The organism is Alteromonas sp. BZK5, from assembly GCF_014349115.1.
In the GTDB taxonomy this organism is placed as follows: domain Bacteria; phylum Pseudomonadota; class Gammaproteobacteria; order Enterobacterales; family Alteromonadaceae; genus Alteromonas; species Alteromonas macleodii.
The window spans coordinates 54,824-70,468 of sequence record NZ_JACSOE010000019.1 but is presented as its reverse complement, the minus strand read 5'-3'; the positions used below and the strand labels follow the sequence as shown (position 1 = coordinate 70,468).

Annotated in this window: 15 protein-coding genes; 5 read left to right on the top strand and 10 right to left on the bottom strand. The window is 43.4% G+C overall.

Going from position 1 to position 15,645, the window contains the following annotated elements:
- Window positions 1–61: 61 nt before the first annotated feature.
- Entirely contained in the window at window positions 62–529 is a 468-nt protein-coding gene (locus BIZ39_RS07935; RefSeq protein WP_014950289.1) for a hypothetical protein, read from the top strand.
- A gap of 204 nt (window positions 530–733) precedes the next feature.
- On the opposite strand, the gene BIZ39_RS07930 is transcribed toward BIZ39_RS07935, so the two are convergent.
- Both BIZ39_RS07930 and BIZ39_RS07925 read right to left on the bottom strand, forming a co-directional pair.
- Window positions 734–2,077 (bottom strand): M24 family metallopeptidase, encoded by a 1,344-nt coding sequence (locus BIZ39_RS07930; protein WP_187446758.1) that lies wholly within the window; start codon window positions 2,075–2,077, stop codon window positions 734–736.
- A 160-nt stretch (window positions 2,078–2,237) separates the two neighbouring features.
- Entirely contained in the window at window positions 2,238–2,618 is a 381-nt protein-coding gene (locus BIZ39_RS07925; RefSeq protein WP_069944783.1) for a VOC family protein, read from the bottom strand.
- A gap of 106 nt (window positions 2,619–2,724) precedes the next feature.
- Between BIZ39_RS07925 and soxR the strand changes: the two genes are divergently transcribed.
- Both soxR and rlmF read left to right on the top strand, forming a co-directional pair.
- Entirely contained in the window at window positions 2,725–3,201 is a 477-nt protein-coding gene (soxR, locus tag BIZ39_RS07920; protein ID WP_168534230.1) for a redox-sensitive transcriptional activator SoxR, read from the top strand.
- Between the two features lie 6 nt (window positions 3,202–3,207).
- The gene (gene rlmF / locus BIZ39_RS07915) at window positions 3,208–4,188 is read left to right on the top strand and encodes a 23S rRNA (adenine(1618)-N(6))-methyltransferase RlmF (RefSeq protein ID WP_187446757.1); all 981 of its coding nucleotides are present in this window, start codon (window positions 3,208–3,210) and stop codon (window positions 4,186–4,188) included.
- A gap of 118 nt (window positions 4,189–4,306) precedes the next feature.
- On the opposite strand, the gene BIZ39_RS07910 is transcribed toward rlmF, so the two are convergent.
- From BIZ39_RS07910 to BIZ39_RS07890, 5 genes are all read right to left on the bottom strand, one after another.
- Entirely contained in the window at window positions 4,307–5,029 is a 723-nt protein-coding gene (locus BIZ39_RS07910; RefSeq protein WP_052235417.1) for a TorF family putative porin, read from the bottom strand.
- Window positions 5,030–5,167: 138 nt separating this feature from the next.
- Window positions 5,168–6,385 carry a BCCT family transporter gene (locus BIZ39_RS07905; protein ID WP_187446756.1) on the bottom strand — a complete coding sequence of 406 codons (1,218 nt, stop codon included), beginning with the start codon at window positions 6,383–6,385 and terminating at the stop codon, window positions 5,168–5,170.
- A 170-nt stretch (window positions 6,386–6,555) separates the two neighbouring features.
- A complete protein-coding gene (gene betA / locus BIZ39_RS07900) occupies window positions 6,556–8,208 on the bottom strand; it encodes a choline dehydrogenase (RefSeq protein WP_187446755.1) in 1,653 nt (550 codons plus the stop codon).
- Window positions 8,209–8,226: 18 nt separating this feature from the next.
- Complete coding sequence (gene betB / locus BIZ39_RS07895; RefSeq protein ID WP_014979913.1) at window positions 8,227–9,693, bottom strand: betaine-aldehyde dehydrogenase; 1,467 nt, start codon at window positions 9,691–9,693, stop codon at window positions 8,227–8,229.
- A gap of 681 nt (window positions 9,694–10,374) precedes the next feature.
- Window positions 10,375–11,238: an META domain-containing protein gene (locus BIZ39_RS07890; protein ID WP_187446754.1), complete on the bottom strand. Its 864-nt coding sequence runs from the start codon at window positions 11,236–11,238 to the stop codon at window positions 10,375–10,377.
- Between the two features lie 187 nt (window positions 11,239–11,425).
- Here BIZ39_RS07890 and BIZ39_RS07885 point away from each other — a divergent pair, with 187 nt between their 5' ends.
- The gene (locus BIZ39_RS07885) at window positions 11,426–11,941 is read left to right on the top strand and encodes a DUF962 domain-containing protein (protein WP_187446753.1); all 516 of its coding nucleotides are present in this window, start codon (window positions 11,426–11,428) and stop codon (window positions 11,939–11,941) included.
- Window positions 11,942–11,999: 58 nt separating this feature from the next.
- Here BIZ39_RS07885 and BIZ39_RS07880 read toward each other — a convergent pair whose 3' ends face one another.
- The 3 genes from BIZ39_RS07880 to BIZ39_RS22225 all read right to left on the bottom strand — a co-directional run bounded on the left by BIZ39_RS07880 (window position 12,000) and on the right by BIZ39_RS22225 (window position 13,171).
- Complete coding sequence (locus BIZ39_RS07880; RefSeq protein WP_061486305.1) at window positions 12,000–12,656, bottom strand: crotonase/enoyl-CoA hydratase family protein; 657 nt, start codon at window positions 12,654–12,656, stop codon at window positions 12,000–12,002.
- Between the two features lie 106 nt (window positions 12,657–12,762).
- A complete protein-coding gene (locus BIZ39_RS07875) occupies window positions 12,763–12,969 on the bottom strand; it encodes a hypothetical protein (RefSeq protein ID WP_187446752.1) in 207 nt (68 codons plus the stop codon).
- A 1-nt stretch (window position 12,970) separates the two neighbouring features.
- Window positions 12,971–13,171, bottom strand: coding sequence for a hypothetical protein (locus BIZ39_RS22225; RefSeq protein WP_262385741.1), 201 nt, complete (start codon window positions 13,169–13,171; stop codon window positions 12,971–12,973).
- A 363-nt stretch (window positions 13,172–13,534) separates the two neighbouring features.
- Between BIZ39_RS22225 and BIZ39_RS07865 the strand changes: the two genes are divergently transcribed.
- Window positions 13,535–15,568 (top strand): aminotransferase class I/II-fold pyridoxal phosphate-dependent enzyme, encoded by a 2,034-nt coding sequence (locus BIZ39_RS07865; protein WP_187446750.1) that lies wholly within the window; start codon window positions 13,535–13,537, stop codon window positions 15,566–15,568.
- Window positions 15,569–15,645: the final 77 nt, after the last annotated feature.

Sequence of the window (15,645 nt, the reverse complement as noted above, 5' to 3'; positions counted from 1 at the left end):
GTTCATAATGTATTCATCACTCAGGTGATATCTAATTTAGTTACAAAATAGGAATTCAAAAATGAAACTGTCTACTTTCGCAATTGCTCTAACACTATCTGTTGCTGCCACTCAATCTTTCGCAAAAGATGTCGTACTAAAGCCAATTAACGACAACATCGAAACACAAGCATGTTTAACTGCTGCAGAAGATGGTTTTGGTCCTGCATTGCGTCTTATCCGTTCAAAAGGTTTTAATGCAGAAGAGTTCAGTGCATCTGTACGTTGCAACGGCGAATCACTTCGCACTTTTGCTTACATGTACAAAAACAACAAGGCGACTGAAAACGCGAAAACTGTAGCACTTGTTGCTAAAAACCAAGATGTTGCGTCACAGGCTTGTCTAGAAGCGCTTTCAGTAGGTAAAGAAGCGGCACTAGCGAAGTTTGGTTTGGAAGGTGAGAACATTATTTGTAACCACAAAACAATGTCTGATTTTGTTCGCGAATACAGTGCAGAGAACGTAGTTGTTCGCACTGCTGCTGAATAAGACTGCGTTTTAGGATAGCAACCTACTGCTAATATTTAGTACAGTTTCATGGCCTTTCGCTTGAAAGGGCGAAAGGCCTGACACTTTACGCTTCGCTTGATTTAATTCTACATAAGTCTTCTCGCATCGGCCAACCTTTAGCCGCTCCGTTCAGTTTTTTCATTTCGTATAGGCATTAAAATAGGCGTAACGCTCCACCTATAGTTATTGGTTTTCATCTGAATGAATCAAATGAAACTCAGTTTGCCTGCCATCTAAATAGGTTACTGACTGACCGTCAAAAAATGCATCTTCTTCCAGCATAATTCTAATTTCTTTGTTCCACTCTTTAATAAAGCTTGCTGCATTGAGTTCTATCGAATAAGCCGTTTGTGCAAACACTGGATAGTCACCTTGAACTGGTACTCCTTCCTGTGCATCCCACATTCCTATCGTTGGACCCGCTGCGTGCCCATGAAAACCAAGCGGGTGGGTGTAAATAGCGGGCGTAATGTTTTGTTCGATAGCCTGCTGCCGCGACATACTCAAAATAGTGTTACCTGTTCTGCCTACTTTAAAATTACCGGTCAGAATGTCCTGCAACTGGTTTCCAGATTTAAGTGCTTCCTTAAGTGAAGCTGGCGCGTCTTTTTCACCAGGCTTTAACACGTAAGCATGCTGCTGTTGATCAGTATTAAGTCGAAGGTAAGTAATGCCGAAATCGACATGAATGAGATCGCCCGGCCGAATGATGTTTTCACCAGGACGCTTGCTAAATGCGGTAATTTGGTCGAAGACTTCACTGTCTTTACGTTGAATTGAGACAGTAGGATGAAACCAGTTGGTCAGCCCTAAAGCGCGCGTTTGATCACGCAGCCACCACACCACATCGTCTGTAGTTGTCACGTTAGGGGTTATAACTTCATTTGAAAATGCCGTTGCTATTAGTGAATGACCAATTTGAGTAAGTACCGGATAATATTGCATTTCAAGGTCACTGCGCGTTTCCAGCCAACCGATTGAGAGTCTTTCGCCACTTACAACGCGGCTTTTCAGCGCTTCAGGAAGTACGGCCATAAATTTATCGTGTTCGGTAGAGGTCATGCCATCAGCGAGGGCAAATGAATCAGACGTATTAATGGCAATTTTAACGGGATTCCGGGCTTCGATAACGTGTTTCAATGCCTTCCACTGGTCGGGTTGTGCTTCCTTATCCCACGCTTTTTTAAATAGTGACCCTACCGCATATCTTGCAACAGCCAAACGTTCTAGCGGTTGACCATTGCCGGGGTTATAAATGACTAACATGGTATGACGTCGTGCGGAAATCCAAGTAGAAGGTAACATGGTTTTTAAAACGGGATCTTCGTTGTATTCCCGGGACATTAACACCCACATGTCGATGCCTTCACGCTCCATAATTTGGGGCAGCACAGAATTGAAGCGTTCAACGGTGATCTTATCAATCAGCTCGCTTCGCTGTTTCATACTAAGAATGTTATTCGCCCATGCGTTTGCCGATAGGGATAACATTACTAAACCTAAACTTACCGCTAGTAACTTTCTCATCCATGTTTCCTGTCTATTATTATTAAAATGATCACAGTGCGCGTTCATTTTTAGTAAACAAACTTAGCAAACAAAGATATAAAGTAAAACGCGCACGAGTGAGGTAAGGTTAATCTAACACTAAAATTGAAAGTTCAGCTAGGTGTATCACTTAATAGCCCTAGTTATATGAAACGACTTCAATCTCTATGTTTTGCTGAGCCATGAAATAAAAGCGTCTACCTGGTTCATAATCGCCATGGCTAAAAGTATTGAAATTTAGTGCCAGAACCCGCTGCTCTGTTTCGTCTAAATTAGGCACAACAATACCGATGTGGTTGATATTGGCGAGGGTTTTATAATCGCTTTCAATATCATTGATAGCTTTAGGTCTGTAAAGGGCTAGGTAGTCTTTATCGTTTCCTACGTGCACCGTGTAGCCGTCATTTTTGGCGCCGCCGCTCCACCGTACTTTCCAACCAAATAGCGTACAAAGTAAGCTGGCTAGCTCATCTGGGTTTTCAACGGTGATATTCGCGTGCTCTAAGTATGCAGTTGTCATGTGTTTTTCCTTGTGTAGATAATCAACGAAAAACAGCTTAATATCTAAAGCTAACTTTAGATCAAGCGTTTTTTTACCGCTATTTCGAAATTGGAAAAGGGGCGTTATGGCACCAGAACCTATGGTAAGCATTGGCTTTATTGCTAAACGTACTGGCAATGCTGTTTCATTAATTCGCTATTATGCCAACGAAGGGCTTATTCCTTCTGTGCGCACAAATGGCGGAAATAGAGCATTTCCTCGCTCTGTTATTCGCAGGGTTTCTTTTATTTTAATAGCGCAAAACATGGGGTATTCCCTTGCTGATATAAAAGATCTGTTGTCTACACTTCCCGACAACAGAACACCCACACAAGCTGATTGGGCAAAATTAAGCAGGGTTTTTAATAAGCATATAGAAGCAAAAATAGCCGCGCTGACCAGTTTGAAGACGTCGTTAGAAGGCTGTATTGGCTGTGGGTGTTTGTCATTAGAGCGCTGTAGGCTTTACAATAGCGACGATAAAGTGGCAGCCCAAGGTAGCGGTGCCCAGTTGCTCGATGAAAACGTGCAGTCTCAGTTTTTAGTTTCACATAAAAAGTAGCGCTTCATGCACCCAAAAAATCTCCATAAGAACGGCTATCCCATGGATGCGCTGTGTCAGTCATACCCTGCACTTAAGCCTTTTCTCGTTAAAGCTAAAAGTGGCAATACCAGTATAGATTTTACCAGCCCAAAAGCGGTGAAGGTGCTTAATGCGGCCTTACTTTATCACTATTATCGTCTTGAATATTGGGATATTCCTGATGGCTATTTATGTCCCCCTGTACCTGGAAGAGCAGATTATATCCACGGTATTGCTGATTTATTAAAAAGCAGTGCGCAGGGTGAGCAGAGTCAAAACGGGAAAGACCAAAACGTTCGTGGGCTTGATATAGGCGTAGGCGCAAATGCTATCTATCCTATTATCGGCGTTACATCCTATGACTGGTCGTTCGTAGGGAGTGATGTTGACGACGTCGCAGTAAAAAGTGCTAAAGCTATTGCTAGTAAAAATAGTGTGTTAGCCCATAAATTCCAAGTGCGTAAACAATTGAATAGAGCAAGTATTTTCAACGGCGTGATTGAAGCAAATGAACGATTTACGTTTACGATGTGCAATCCTCCGTTTCATAAGTCTGCACAAGAGGCACTGTCGGGCACGCGAAGAAAGACATCTAATTTAATCCGCAATAAACAGAAACGAAGTGGTGCGAAGTTCACCGATAATCGTGAGCAAGGTTTTGGGCATCGTACATCCAAGCTACAAGGTAAAAATGCCGCTTACCAAGGTAAGGACGCAAACTTGAATTTTGCGGGCCAAGCGAATGAACTGTGGTGCGAAGGCGGTGAACTTGCCTTTATTCAGCGAATGGTTAAAGAGAGTGTCTCTGTAAAAGACAATGTAGAATGGTTCACCTGCTTGGTGTCGAAGAGTGCCCATTTGAAACCAATTAAAACCAGTATTGATTATTACGGTGCTGCGCAGTGTAAAGTGATTGATATGGGACAGGGAAGTAAATTGAGTCGTTTTGTTGCGTGGACTTTTTAACCGTCGTATCGCTAAGTTAAATTGACCGAGTACAGTTGAAGCAGCGTAGTGCGAACACGCATAGCATTTGCTAAGGAAAGTGGCTCTTGTTCTGAAGAACCACTTTCCAATTCAACGTTTAGAAGCTGAAGGTTTTTGATACACCAAACACAATGCGCTCATCGGCGGTATCAAAATCAAGATTGGTGTTTTCAGCAGCAATTTCGAAATCGAACCCTTCATAGCTTGTTTGGTAAGCCAAACGGTAGTGGTAGAAAGAGGTGTCATCACCATTCCACAGCCACTTGTCACTGTCTAGTGAGTTAGATACGTCAAAGCTTGCACGTAAATGATGGTTGGGTGCGAGTTCAAAGGTATGAGCTACCATTGCGATAGCGTGTTTTGCGCCGGTTCCAAAGTAATCCCACGTGTACCAGAAGTTTAGTTCTGAGCTACCGTAGTCACTGGCATAACCAAACTTGGTATACACCTCTGGGTAATTGCCATCACTTGAATCATCGCCACCGTGATAAGAGTAATAAGCGATGCCGTAGTCCAAACTCACCGTTTCGGTTAGCATTTGGTAACGACCCACATAAAAATCCCACTCAAGGTTTGTATCGCCACCAAAATCTACATTAGATGCCCACGTGCCTGCATAAGTGCCGTTATCAAATGCTTTGTCAACACCGCCTTGTAGTGCAGGGTCGTTTTGCGTTTGGCTAACGCCGTTGAAGGTATAATCTGAAACCGCAGAGATATTGGCGCTCCAATCAGCGAATGAAGCTGAAGAATATAACGCTGCGACAATAGCCACTGTGAAAATATGCGCGGATGTAAAAAAAGAATTCAATTTTTTCATTGTTAAACACCTGTTTTTATCGTTGTTTTATTTGGCCCGCTTCCTAGTTAATGCGCTTTTACGCCGGTTTCGGGCAACACTTACCCCCATTGGCTCAAAGTGAGCCAATGTTAATGAGGTAAGAAGTGATTGATTTAATTAGTTGAGATTTTCTATCTTGGTAAAGTCGATTTTGTTTTCTTTCGGCGAAGTTTTGATGGCCGTCACCGATTTAAACTTCTGACTTAGAATGAAAGCAAAGCAGCTAAAGAAGATAGCGATAACTAACGCACCCACCCACTGAATTTGCAAGAAGTCTAGTTTGAACAGCAGCGTGAGTAGCGAAAGCGCCACGATATTGAGAGCAATGTAATTGCCTTTACCGATGCGTTCAACGGTCATGTTTAGATTATCTGTGTACAGTCTAATCAGTGAATCAAGTGAGTTGATCACAAAGACGACACCCACACACACCATGGCTAAATTGGTTATCCCCTCAGTAGGAATACCTGCACTGTGATAGTGGTACAGTACCGAAAACCAAGCCGCAATCGGGATAGATGGAATGACCATCATAGCCAACATGACTTGATAAGTTTTAAGACCGCCCACGAAACGAGACGTAAACTGACCAATCATGATGCTCCAGCTGAACCACCAGAATAGATAGAACTCGTGATACTCATTAATGGGTAATACGAAGTTATCGATGTTCGCAAAGTACCCACCAATAAGACCTAGGTTGGTAAAATAAGCCGTTATCTCACTTTCGCCAAATACAAATGCTGCCGCCCACATGCCAACAATGAGTGCGATGAATACCCATGTGGTTGTAAGGCTTAAAATACGCACGTATTTAATGCTAGTGCTCGAATATACGGCAAAAGCAATGGCTGCAAACACAATCAGGTAGAACGCAGGCACGACAGATTCTCCGTCGCCTACCGACGGTAAATACCATGGAAGGTTAGACAGCAGTAGAAACGCCGTGAAAGCACAGGTTCCGATGATTACAACGTTGTTTACGAACTTAACAACGGGAAGCTCGAAGAACTTTACTTTAGGTTCGATTACGCAGAAATAAAAACAAGTAAGAAAGTAGAATCCCCAAATTAAGAATCCCCAGAACCCAAACTCAATGGCGAGCGGATTGGTGAAGGCATATTCAGGACTTGCGCTTATGTCAGCATAACCAGCAAATTCAGTGAGCGGGAACATAATAAGGCCCACGTCCAAACCTGAGGTAAAGAGAATGGCAATAAAGGTAAAGGTTCTAACTGGCGTTACGCCGACCACTTTCATGTTGCCCCATTTAAACAAAATATAGGCTACAGAAAGTAGAGTGAAAATAATGCCTGCACTAAGCCATACTGTCATTATCACCCTCCCAATATTGATAAAAATGAAACATGTTTTTTCCTTTTTTTCGTTATTAAACAGTCCACCCAACTACACATTAAAGCCTTATAGTAAAGGCGGCATGTAGGCACTGTGGAAGGTGCGCTTGTTTTAACAACAAGCACACTGGTACGAGATAGTCTAAAAATTTAGCGTTGCTCTGTTTGCCAATGCGGGTGAATATCCACGGGCACGTTTTGTGGTGGCAAAGCGGGTTTACCCAGAATGATGTCTGCCGCCTTTTCCGCCACCATGATGGTAGGCGCATTTAGGTTTCCGTTTGGAATTGTGGGGAAGATAGAAGAATCCACCACTCGCAATCCTTCAATGCCATGAACATTGGTTTGAGAATCTACCACTGCCATCTCATCTTCACCCATTTTGCAAGAGCATGATGGATGGTAAGCGCTCTCAACGGCTTCACGCACAAAAGCGTCTATTTCTTCATCCGTCTGAATGTGCTCGCCAGGCTGAATTTCGCCGTCTCTGAAGTCGTCGAATGCTGACTGTGCGATGATTTCTCGTGTAAGTCTTACGCATGCTCTAAACCCTTCGATATCATCTGGATGCTGCAAATAGTTAAACAAAATTTTAGGTGGAACCGTCGGGTTAGCCGACTGAAGGGTTACGCTACCTCTACTTTTAGGTTTGTTGTGACCTACGTGCACTTGAAAACCATCGCCATCAAACGCTGACTTTCCGTCGTATCGAATAGCGGCAGGCAAGAAGTGGTACTGAATGTCAGGCCACTCTACGTCTGCTTTCGAGCGAATGAAGGCGCAAGACTCAAAGTGATTCGTAGCGCCTAACCCAGAACGGTTTAACAACCAGCGAGCGCCGATCAACCCTTTTGAAATTAAGCCCAGTTTGCGATTTAACGTAATTGGCTGTTTACACTTGTACTGGAAATAAAATTCCAAATGATCTTGCAGGTTTTGACCCACACCCGGCAGGTGGTGCTTAACATCGACACCTGCTTTTTCAAGAATATCTTTGTCGCCAATTCCAGAAAGCTGCAGGATGTGTGGCGAGCCAATAGAGCCGGTGCTTAAAATCACTTCGTTAGATGTGGCGGCAGTCTCGGTTTTACCGTTAACTACATATTCAACGCCTTTTGCGACTTTATCTTCCAGCACAACTTTAGTAACCAGCGCGCCAGTCACTATAGTTAAATTCTTACGCGATTTTACCGGGTCAAGATATTCACGGCTTGCTGAACTGCGTACACCGTCTTTCACGGTCATATGCATAGGGCCGAAGCCTTCTTGCTGCTTGCCATTGTAATCGCTAGTGATGTCGTAGCCCGCCTGTTCGCCGGCTTTAATGAAGGCCGTATAAAGCGGGTTCTTCATTTCGTTACCGTTGTTAACGCCGAGTTCACCATTGCCACCTCGGTACGCGTCGTTACCTTTGTACCAGGTTTCAGCTTTTTGGAAATAGGGGAGGCACGCCTGATAATTCCAGCCCTCTGCGCCGTGAGCTTCCCATTCATCAAAATCTTTAGCGTGGCCGCGTACGTATACCATTCCATTAATGGATGACGAGCCGCCCAACACTTTACCGCGTGGGCAGTGCATCTCACGGTTGTTTAAATAGGGCTCTTTTTCAGTGTTGAATTGCCACGCATACTTGTCGGTATTCATAGGAATAGACAGCGCCGTTGGCATCTTGATGAAAATGCTTTTATCTGAGCCACCGGTTTCCAGTAGCAACACCTCGTGCTTTGGGTTTTCTGATAAGCGGTTCGCTAGCACGCAGCCGGCAGAACCAGCTCCAACAATAATGTAATCAAATGTCTGCATATGTACTCCTACTGCGGCTTAAAACGGGCTCTCAATTTGGCTCATACCTACATAAACCGATTTGGTCTGTGTGTAGCTATTAAGCGTTTCAACGCCGTTTTCACGTCCAATGCCAGACTGTTTGTAGCCGCCTACAGGCATTTCAGCCGGAGAGTTACCATATGCATTTATCCAGCAAATACCGGCTTGAAGCTGGTGGATAACGCGGTGCGCGCGCTGGATATCCTTACTAAATACACCGGCAGCTAAACCTAGCTCAGTGTCATTCGCGCGTGCGATCACTTCGTCTTCATCATCGAAAACTAACACGCTCATTACTGGTCCGAAGATCTCTTCTTTAACGATAGTCATATCGTCAGTGCAGTCAGTGAAAATTGTTGGCTCAACAAAATAGCCATTTGGTGCAGATGCCGGAGAGGCAGCGTTCCCGCCGGTTAACAGCGTTGCGCCTTCTTCTTTTCCTTTTGCAATATAGCTAAGTACCAGCTCTTGGTGCTTTTTAGAAATAAGTGCGCCTAGGTTTACGTTGGGGTCAAGCGGATCGCCCATAACAATGTTGTTTTCGGTACGGGCTTTAAGCTCATCAATAAAGGCTTGATAAACAGAACGTTGAACGTAAACACGGGTGCAGTTAGTGCAGATTTCACCTTGGGTATAAAAATTACCAAGCATAGCGGCGCTAATAGCTTGGCTAATGTCGGCATCTTCGAATACTACAAGCGGTGACTTCCCGCCAAGCTCCATTGTTACGTCTTTTAAGTTCGACGCAGCGGCGCTTTGCATCACTTTTTTACCTGTGCCTACTTCACCAGTAAACGATACTTTCTCTATGTCAGGGCTGTTTGTAAGCCACTGACCTACTTGTGCTGCGCCTTGAACCACATTAAATACGCCGTCAGGTACGCCAGCTTCGGTGAAAATTTCAGCCAGTTTAAGCGCACCCATTGGGGTTTCTTCTGACGGCTTAAATATAAACGCATTACCTGCGGCAAGGGCAGGGCCTGATTTCCAGCAAGCGATTTGAATAGGGTAGTTCCATGCGCCAATACCGGCACAGATACCTAGCGCTTCTTTGCGCGTGTAGAAGAAATCGCCACCCACAGGTTGCTGGGTACCTAGTTGAGTAGGAGCTAGGCCGGCATAGTACTCAATGACATCAGCGCCAGTTTCAATATCAACACAGTCGGCTTCTTGAATAGGCTTACCGGTATCGAGTACTTCAAGCTTTGCGAGTTCGTCATTACGCTCACGAAGCAATGCAACCGCTTTATTAAGAATGCGGGTTCTTTCAATTGGCATCATTGCTGACCACACTGAAAAACCTTCTTTAGCGCTTTTAATTGCTTCTTGTTGAATAAACTCATCAGCCACTTCTACGTGGTAAATTACCTCACCGGTTGCGGGGTTGGTTACAGCAAAGGTTTCTTTGCTTTTGTTTGCCATCGGCTTGCCGTGAATGAAATTCTGATAAGTCGGTAATGACATGCATAAACTCCTACTTTTAAAAGGACTAAAACTTTCGCCAATTTGCGGGTACTGCGAATTAACTTCTATTACGAATACCTAATACGTAGAAATAGTTTCAAAATGATGAATAGTGTTGAAACTATTTTCTTTATTGAAGTGCTAACTTGCTCGAATAGAACACTTTCGCTTTGTAAAAGTCACCCTGTAAAAAACATCATTGCCTACTGCGCCAAATACGCATTATTGAAGGTTTTAAAACGTAATGTCGAACGTCTTTTTACTGATGCTTTTATTTTAATTGGTCGTTCAATAAAAATAAATTGTATAGTGTTCTAACTATTGTTTCAACTTGTGAGCATTGTTACAGAAGCGGAATGGTAAGGAGTAACCTGCGAAATTTTCTGGTAACTAAATGATTTTAAATAGTAAAAGTGCAAACATTAAATATATAAAGAATTAGCTATTCCCATGCTTAATTCACTTTTGATTGACCAATTAAAGGTGCGGAAATGTTTAACTGAAACTAATTGAATTGGAGGTAAGGGTTAATCTTGCGGGGCCAAAAGCAATTGCTCTTCGCAATTTGAAAGTGTTGAAAAGAGAAGTTAAAAGGGCAGCTGAGGCCCTTTCATTATGTCAGGTAAATATTAAGGTAGAAGAGACTGAGCCTAAAACAGAAAAGTAAGCGTCGATTTCGCTTTAGGTGCTTAAACTACAATGGTAATAACCTGAGTTGATCGATAGGGTAGCAACATCACCTTTATTCCAAAACACTACGTTCTTGTTGTTGGTGTATTTTGCCCCCGATGCTGAACGTGATAACTGCACAATGTGATGGGCATTGTTTAATGATAAGGCCAATGTATCAGGCCCTAGCGTATTTACACGTAAAGTAGCGAGATTGGCATTAGGCGTTTCACATTTGTACGTTTTGGTCGACTCTTGTTCATTTGAGCCAACCACATCTTGTTTTTGCGATGACGCCAGGTCAGACAATTTCGTATCTACATTACTTTTTGTTGCGCTTGCCGTTTTGTTTGTCATCGATTGAGAAATCTGTGCAGCAATCGCTCTAATCGTTTCATTGCCACTACTGTCGTAAAGCACCAACCAAGTATTTTCCACTATCGAATAACTTGCCGATGCGGCCAACATTTCGATGAAGCGTTGCTCTTGTTTCATCAGTGCAGGCGCACATGCCTTTTTGGTGAGAATGAGCTTATCAGTGGAAAAGGATTCAGCTGAGCTTTTATCACTAAATACCGTATCGGCTTCATCAACATCTAGCGCTCCGGTAAACTGATTACAACCTGTACTGCCGCTTACTCTGCTAGTGTCTCCGTTTGAATTTACGTTAAGCGTAACATGGCTGAAATCGATAATTCCTGCTCGGTCTATACTTTCAACCTGCCAATGACTGTCCGCTAACGTAAGTGGTTTGCCTTCGGTATGCTTTTCACTACCTTCACTTTCATTTGAATAGAGAGAGGAGACCGAGCTGCACGCTGTTAAAGAAAGAAGCGCAGAACCTGTCAAAGCCCAAAGGTACTTCCTGTAAGTCATGAAAACTCCAATTGTTTTTAATCAATTTCACTATGATTCGCGATAGCCAACTAAGTTCATCTTTAATCGTTGAGCTCAAATAGCACGAAGAGCACCACTATACCTTCACTTTGTCGTCAAAACGACAGTTCGTAAGCGAATGAACGGAGTAAACTAACACCTTGATATAACTTATGGGTGACGCAGTATGAAAAATTTAGAAAAGCACTTGAGTGAGTACGCCAAGTACCACAGAGATCAAAGAAACATATACACCCATTATGTCGGTATTCCGCTAATTGTTTTCTCGGTTTTCTGTCTACTAAGTAAGCCTGCGTTTCTAATTAGCGCGCCAATTTTTGGAGATATGATCATAAGCCCAGCGCTCTTTGTTTGGGCAATTGGTAATGCGTTCTACATTAAGTTAGATATAAAACTTGGCATAGTGATGACGCTTATTACGGGGGCTATGGTCTATTTCGCTCAACCCATCGCACAGAATGAAGTGGGAACATGGCTTGCTATTTCACTTGGTATTTTTATTGGTGGTTGGGTGCTTCAATTTATTGGTCATCACTATGAGGGTAAAAAGCCTGCGTTTGTCGACGACATAATGGGGCTGGCGATAGGACCACTATTTGTGCTTGCGGAATTAAGTTTTGAGCTAGGCCTTCGAAGTGCACTTAAAGAAGAGATAGAGCGCCGTTCTGGCCCTGTAAAGTAATCACTTCTAAACAACGCGTTGAAGTAACAAGTCTCAACGCGTTATTACAAACTAGGGCCTAGGCTTGCATCTTGGCTATTGTCTCTTTACGCAACTGAAGCTTAGATTCAGCAAAAGACTGTCTAGGCAACATCTTCAACTTTTCTGCATAACCCATGGCCGTTGCTAAAACCTGCTCTTGAGGCACCGCAGCGTCGATAAAGCCCGCTTTCACTGCTTCTTTACCTTGGTAAATACGTGAAAAAAGCAATGCTTCAGTTTGAGACGTATTCGCTAGTCTGGCTTTGGCTAGCTCCATACCGAAAGGCGGTAGCACCATACCAATGGCGGTTTCATTAAGCCCATACTTAGTATCTGCGTCTTTACCAATACGCAAGTCGGCAGCTAAAAGCATAATAGCGCCCATTGCAATGCTGTGACCTTCTGCAGCAACGACTACAGGTAGTGGGAAGCTATATAGGCGTACGATTAATTCAGCGCCTTTTGATACCAACTCGTGTTGTTTTGCTTTGTCGTCGGCTTTCATTACCGATAAATCAAACCCTCCGCAAAACTTGCCTTCACCACCGTGTAATACAACCGCTTTCGCGTTTTGTTCTGCTTCATCTAAGGCATCATTAAACTGCTGAATAAGATCAAAGCCTACAGCGTTAACTTTTCCGTCGTCAAAGGTGATTACTGCAATATCGTTATTAATAGCTAAATTAAACGCCATGGTATGTCCTGTCACTTTCTGGGGAGGAATTAATTTACGTTACACTCTGTTAAGCGCAACTTTTTAGCAGTGATTGTAGGTAATTGATTTCTTTTATGATAGTGCTTTAGGCATCATCTTCAGGATATGTGCTATGAATATCGGTAATAATTCGCGGAAGTTCTGCAATAAGTTTCTTCTTATATCGACGTTGCCTGCGTCGCGCTTTCGCGTTATTAGCCCGCCACTGCGCTCGTTTGTCTTTCACAATTCGCTCTAGGTCTTGGCTATCCTCTATTAAAATTGCGTCGTTAATGGTTGTTCGTTTCGTCATACTAAAACTCCAGCTTTAGCTGTTTATCGCGCCATTGTTTCGAGCGTTGGTTGAGTGCGTGAAGCGAGACACTCTCAGTGGCTATTTGTTTGGCAAGGTTTAATGCTGCGCTGGCTTGCTCGTCGGTCAGGTTTTTATAGGCCGGAGACGCAATGACCTCATACCACGCACAGCCGACAATATTGTCTAAAATTACTCGCATAAAGCAGTGGTCATGATGTATTGGCCAGGCGTTTTTCTTTGCAGATGCAATAGAAGGGAGCACATTTTTCGCGTAGTGTAGAAATTCTCGTAGGTTCTTCGTGTGCTCCGTTGATTTTGAGAGATAAGCGTGTGGGAATTGGTTCTGAAGGGAAGGTGTGTGCATGCGTGATTTAGCCCTCGTCCAATTCGTTTACGCACTTTTATTACGACATAGCAAGAGTTTACACGACACCAGTGAAATTCAGAGTTACACTATTTTTAGTTTTACTGTTTTTGTTTATAGATTCTTAGTTTATTGATTCTTAGTTTTATGAGTTTTAGCCTAGCGCTAAATGCTCATTATTAATTACATGGTTGGTTAATGCGCCCTCATTTAAAAATTCTTGTTATAGAAGATGCTGTTGATTTATTGGAACAAATTACGTCAAGTATAGGCAACACCATCACTTACTTTGACCGAAGTGACGTTGAAATAAGCCTGCTTGAAGCGAACTCCGTTGCAAAAGCACTACAATTTGTTCGTGAAGACGGTGACATTCAGGCTGTGGTATTTAGCTGGGATGTGGTGGCGAAGGTCAAAGAGCTAACAGACGTAGTACCTTTAAATGGCGTACTTAATGAAAATACGAGCCCCGCAGCCGAAAGCGCTAGTTCACAAAACGCGAACGAGAAAACCACAGGCGAAAAGTCGTCCGCACGCAACGCTGTTATTGATAATAACGCCAGAGTTATAGACGCCATTAAACGCATTCGCCCTGAACTCCCCGTGTATGTCTTAGGCGATGCAGTAAAAGGGTTGGATATTGTAAACCAAGCCAATGGCATTGAATCATTCTTCTATCGTAACGACATTATTTCAGACCCAGAGTCTATTTTGGGTTATATCATCAATGACTTTGATGATAGAAACGAAACGCCGTTTTGGACTGAATACAAAGACTATGTAGTAGAGTCTAATGACTCGTGGCATACGCCAGGTCACAGCGGTGGCGCAAGCTTTAGAAATTCACCCTATATCAGTGATTTTTATCGCTTCTTTGGTCGTAACGTGTTTGTTAGTGACTTATCGGTAAGCGTAGACTCGCTGGGCTCACTATCAGATGGCACTCACGCTATCGGGAAAGCGCAAGCCGCTGTTGCGAATACATTTGAAGTTCGCCATTCCTATTTCGTCACGAACGGCTCTTCGACATCAAACAAAATCATTTTGCAGACGCTGTTGCGTGAGGGCGACAAAGTAATTGCCGACAGAAACTGCCACAAGTCAGTGCACTACGGCATTATTCAGGCGCGCGCTATGCCAGTGTATTTAGACAGTGTATTTAACCCTGAATACGGTATTTTCTCACCGCCTAGAATGGCGCAAATTAAGCAGCTTATTGAAGAAAATACTGATGCTAAACTTATCGTACTGACGGGCTGTACCTACGACGGGTTATTGACTGACCTTAAGCAAGTCGTAAATTTAGCCCACGAGCATGGCATTAAAGTGTTCATTGACGAAGCATGGTTTGCGTATTCCTTGTTCCATCCTGCATTGCGTGACTACTCGGCTATCGCCGCTGGGGCAGACTATATTACTCACTCTGCGCACAAAGTGGTGTCGGCGTTCTCGCAAGCATCCTTTATTCATGTAAACGATCCAGATTTCGATAAAGACTTTTTTAAAGAAGTGTTTGCAATTCACACCAGTACCTCGCCCAAGTATCAACTCATTGCCTCGCTTGATGTATGTCGTCAGCAGCTGGAAATGGAAGGCTACAAAATCCTTAATGAGCTATTGAGCAATGTTGCCGAACTCAAATCGCAAATGGCCAAGTTTAAGCGACTTAAAATACTTTCGCCTAGTGACTTTGCGAATATGTTTTCTCACTTTGAAAGTGACAACATTGGGCATGATCCGCTTAAAATCTTAATTGACGTATCGGCGCTTGATTATTCAAACCAAGAAATACATCGTTTCTTAATGGACGAAGTCGGTTTAGAAATAGAGAAGTTCACTCATAGCACTATTCTAGTACTGCTTACGCTAGGTGGAATGCGCTCTAAAATTGTAAGGCTATACAACGCGTTAAAACGTCTTGATGATGGCGCCGTTAACCTAAGCAAACGCAAGAGCAAGAGTCCGTTACCGGCAGACATTCCGCCAATTCATTTAGACGACCTTCCGTCAAAAGCGTTTTTCAGCCCTAGGGAAGCCATTCCATGGCAAAACAGCGTTGGTCGTACTGCAGCAGGTTTAATTACACCGTATCCGCCTGGTATTCCGCTTATTGTTCCTGGACAGAAAGTGGAACAAGCGCATATTGATTACCTTCAGGCACTGGCAAGCCAGAAGCTTACCGTCCAAGGTATTTACGACGGTGAAATTTATGTTGTAGCTGACCAACAGTAGGAAAAAAAGCGAACCAAACCAGTTTGGACGGTGCTTTAGCTCTTAAGTGTTAAAACCCGTCCATCGAACAGTTTCTA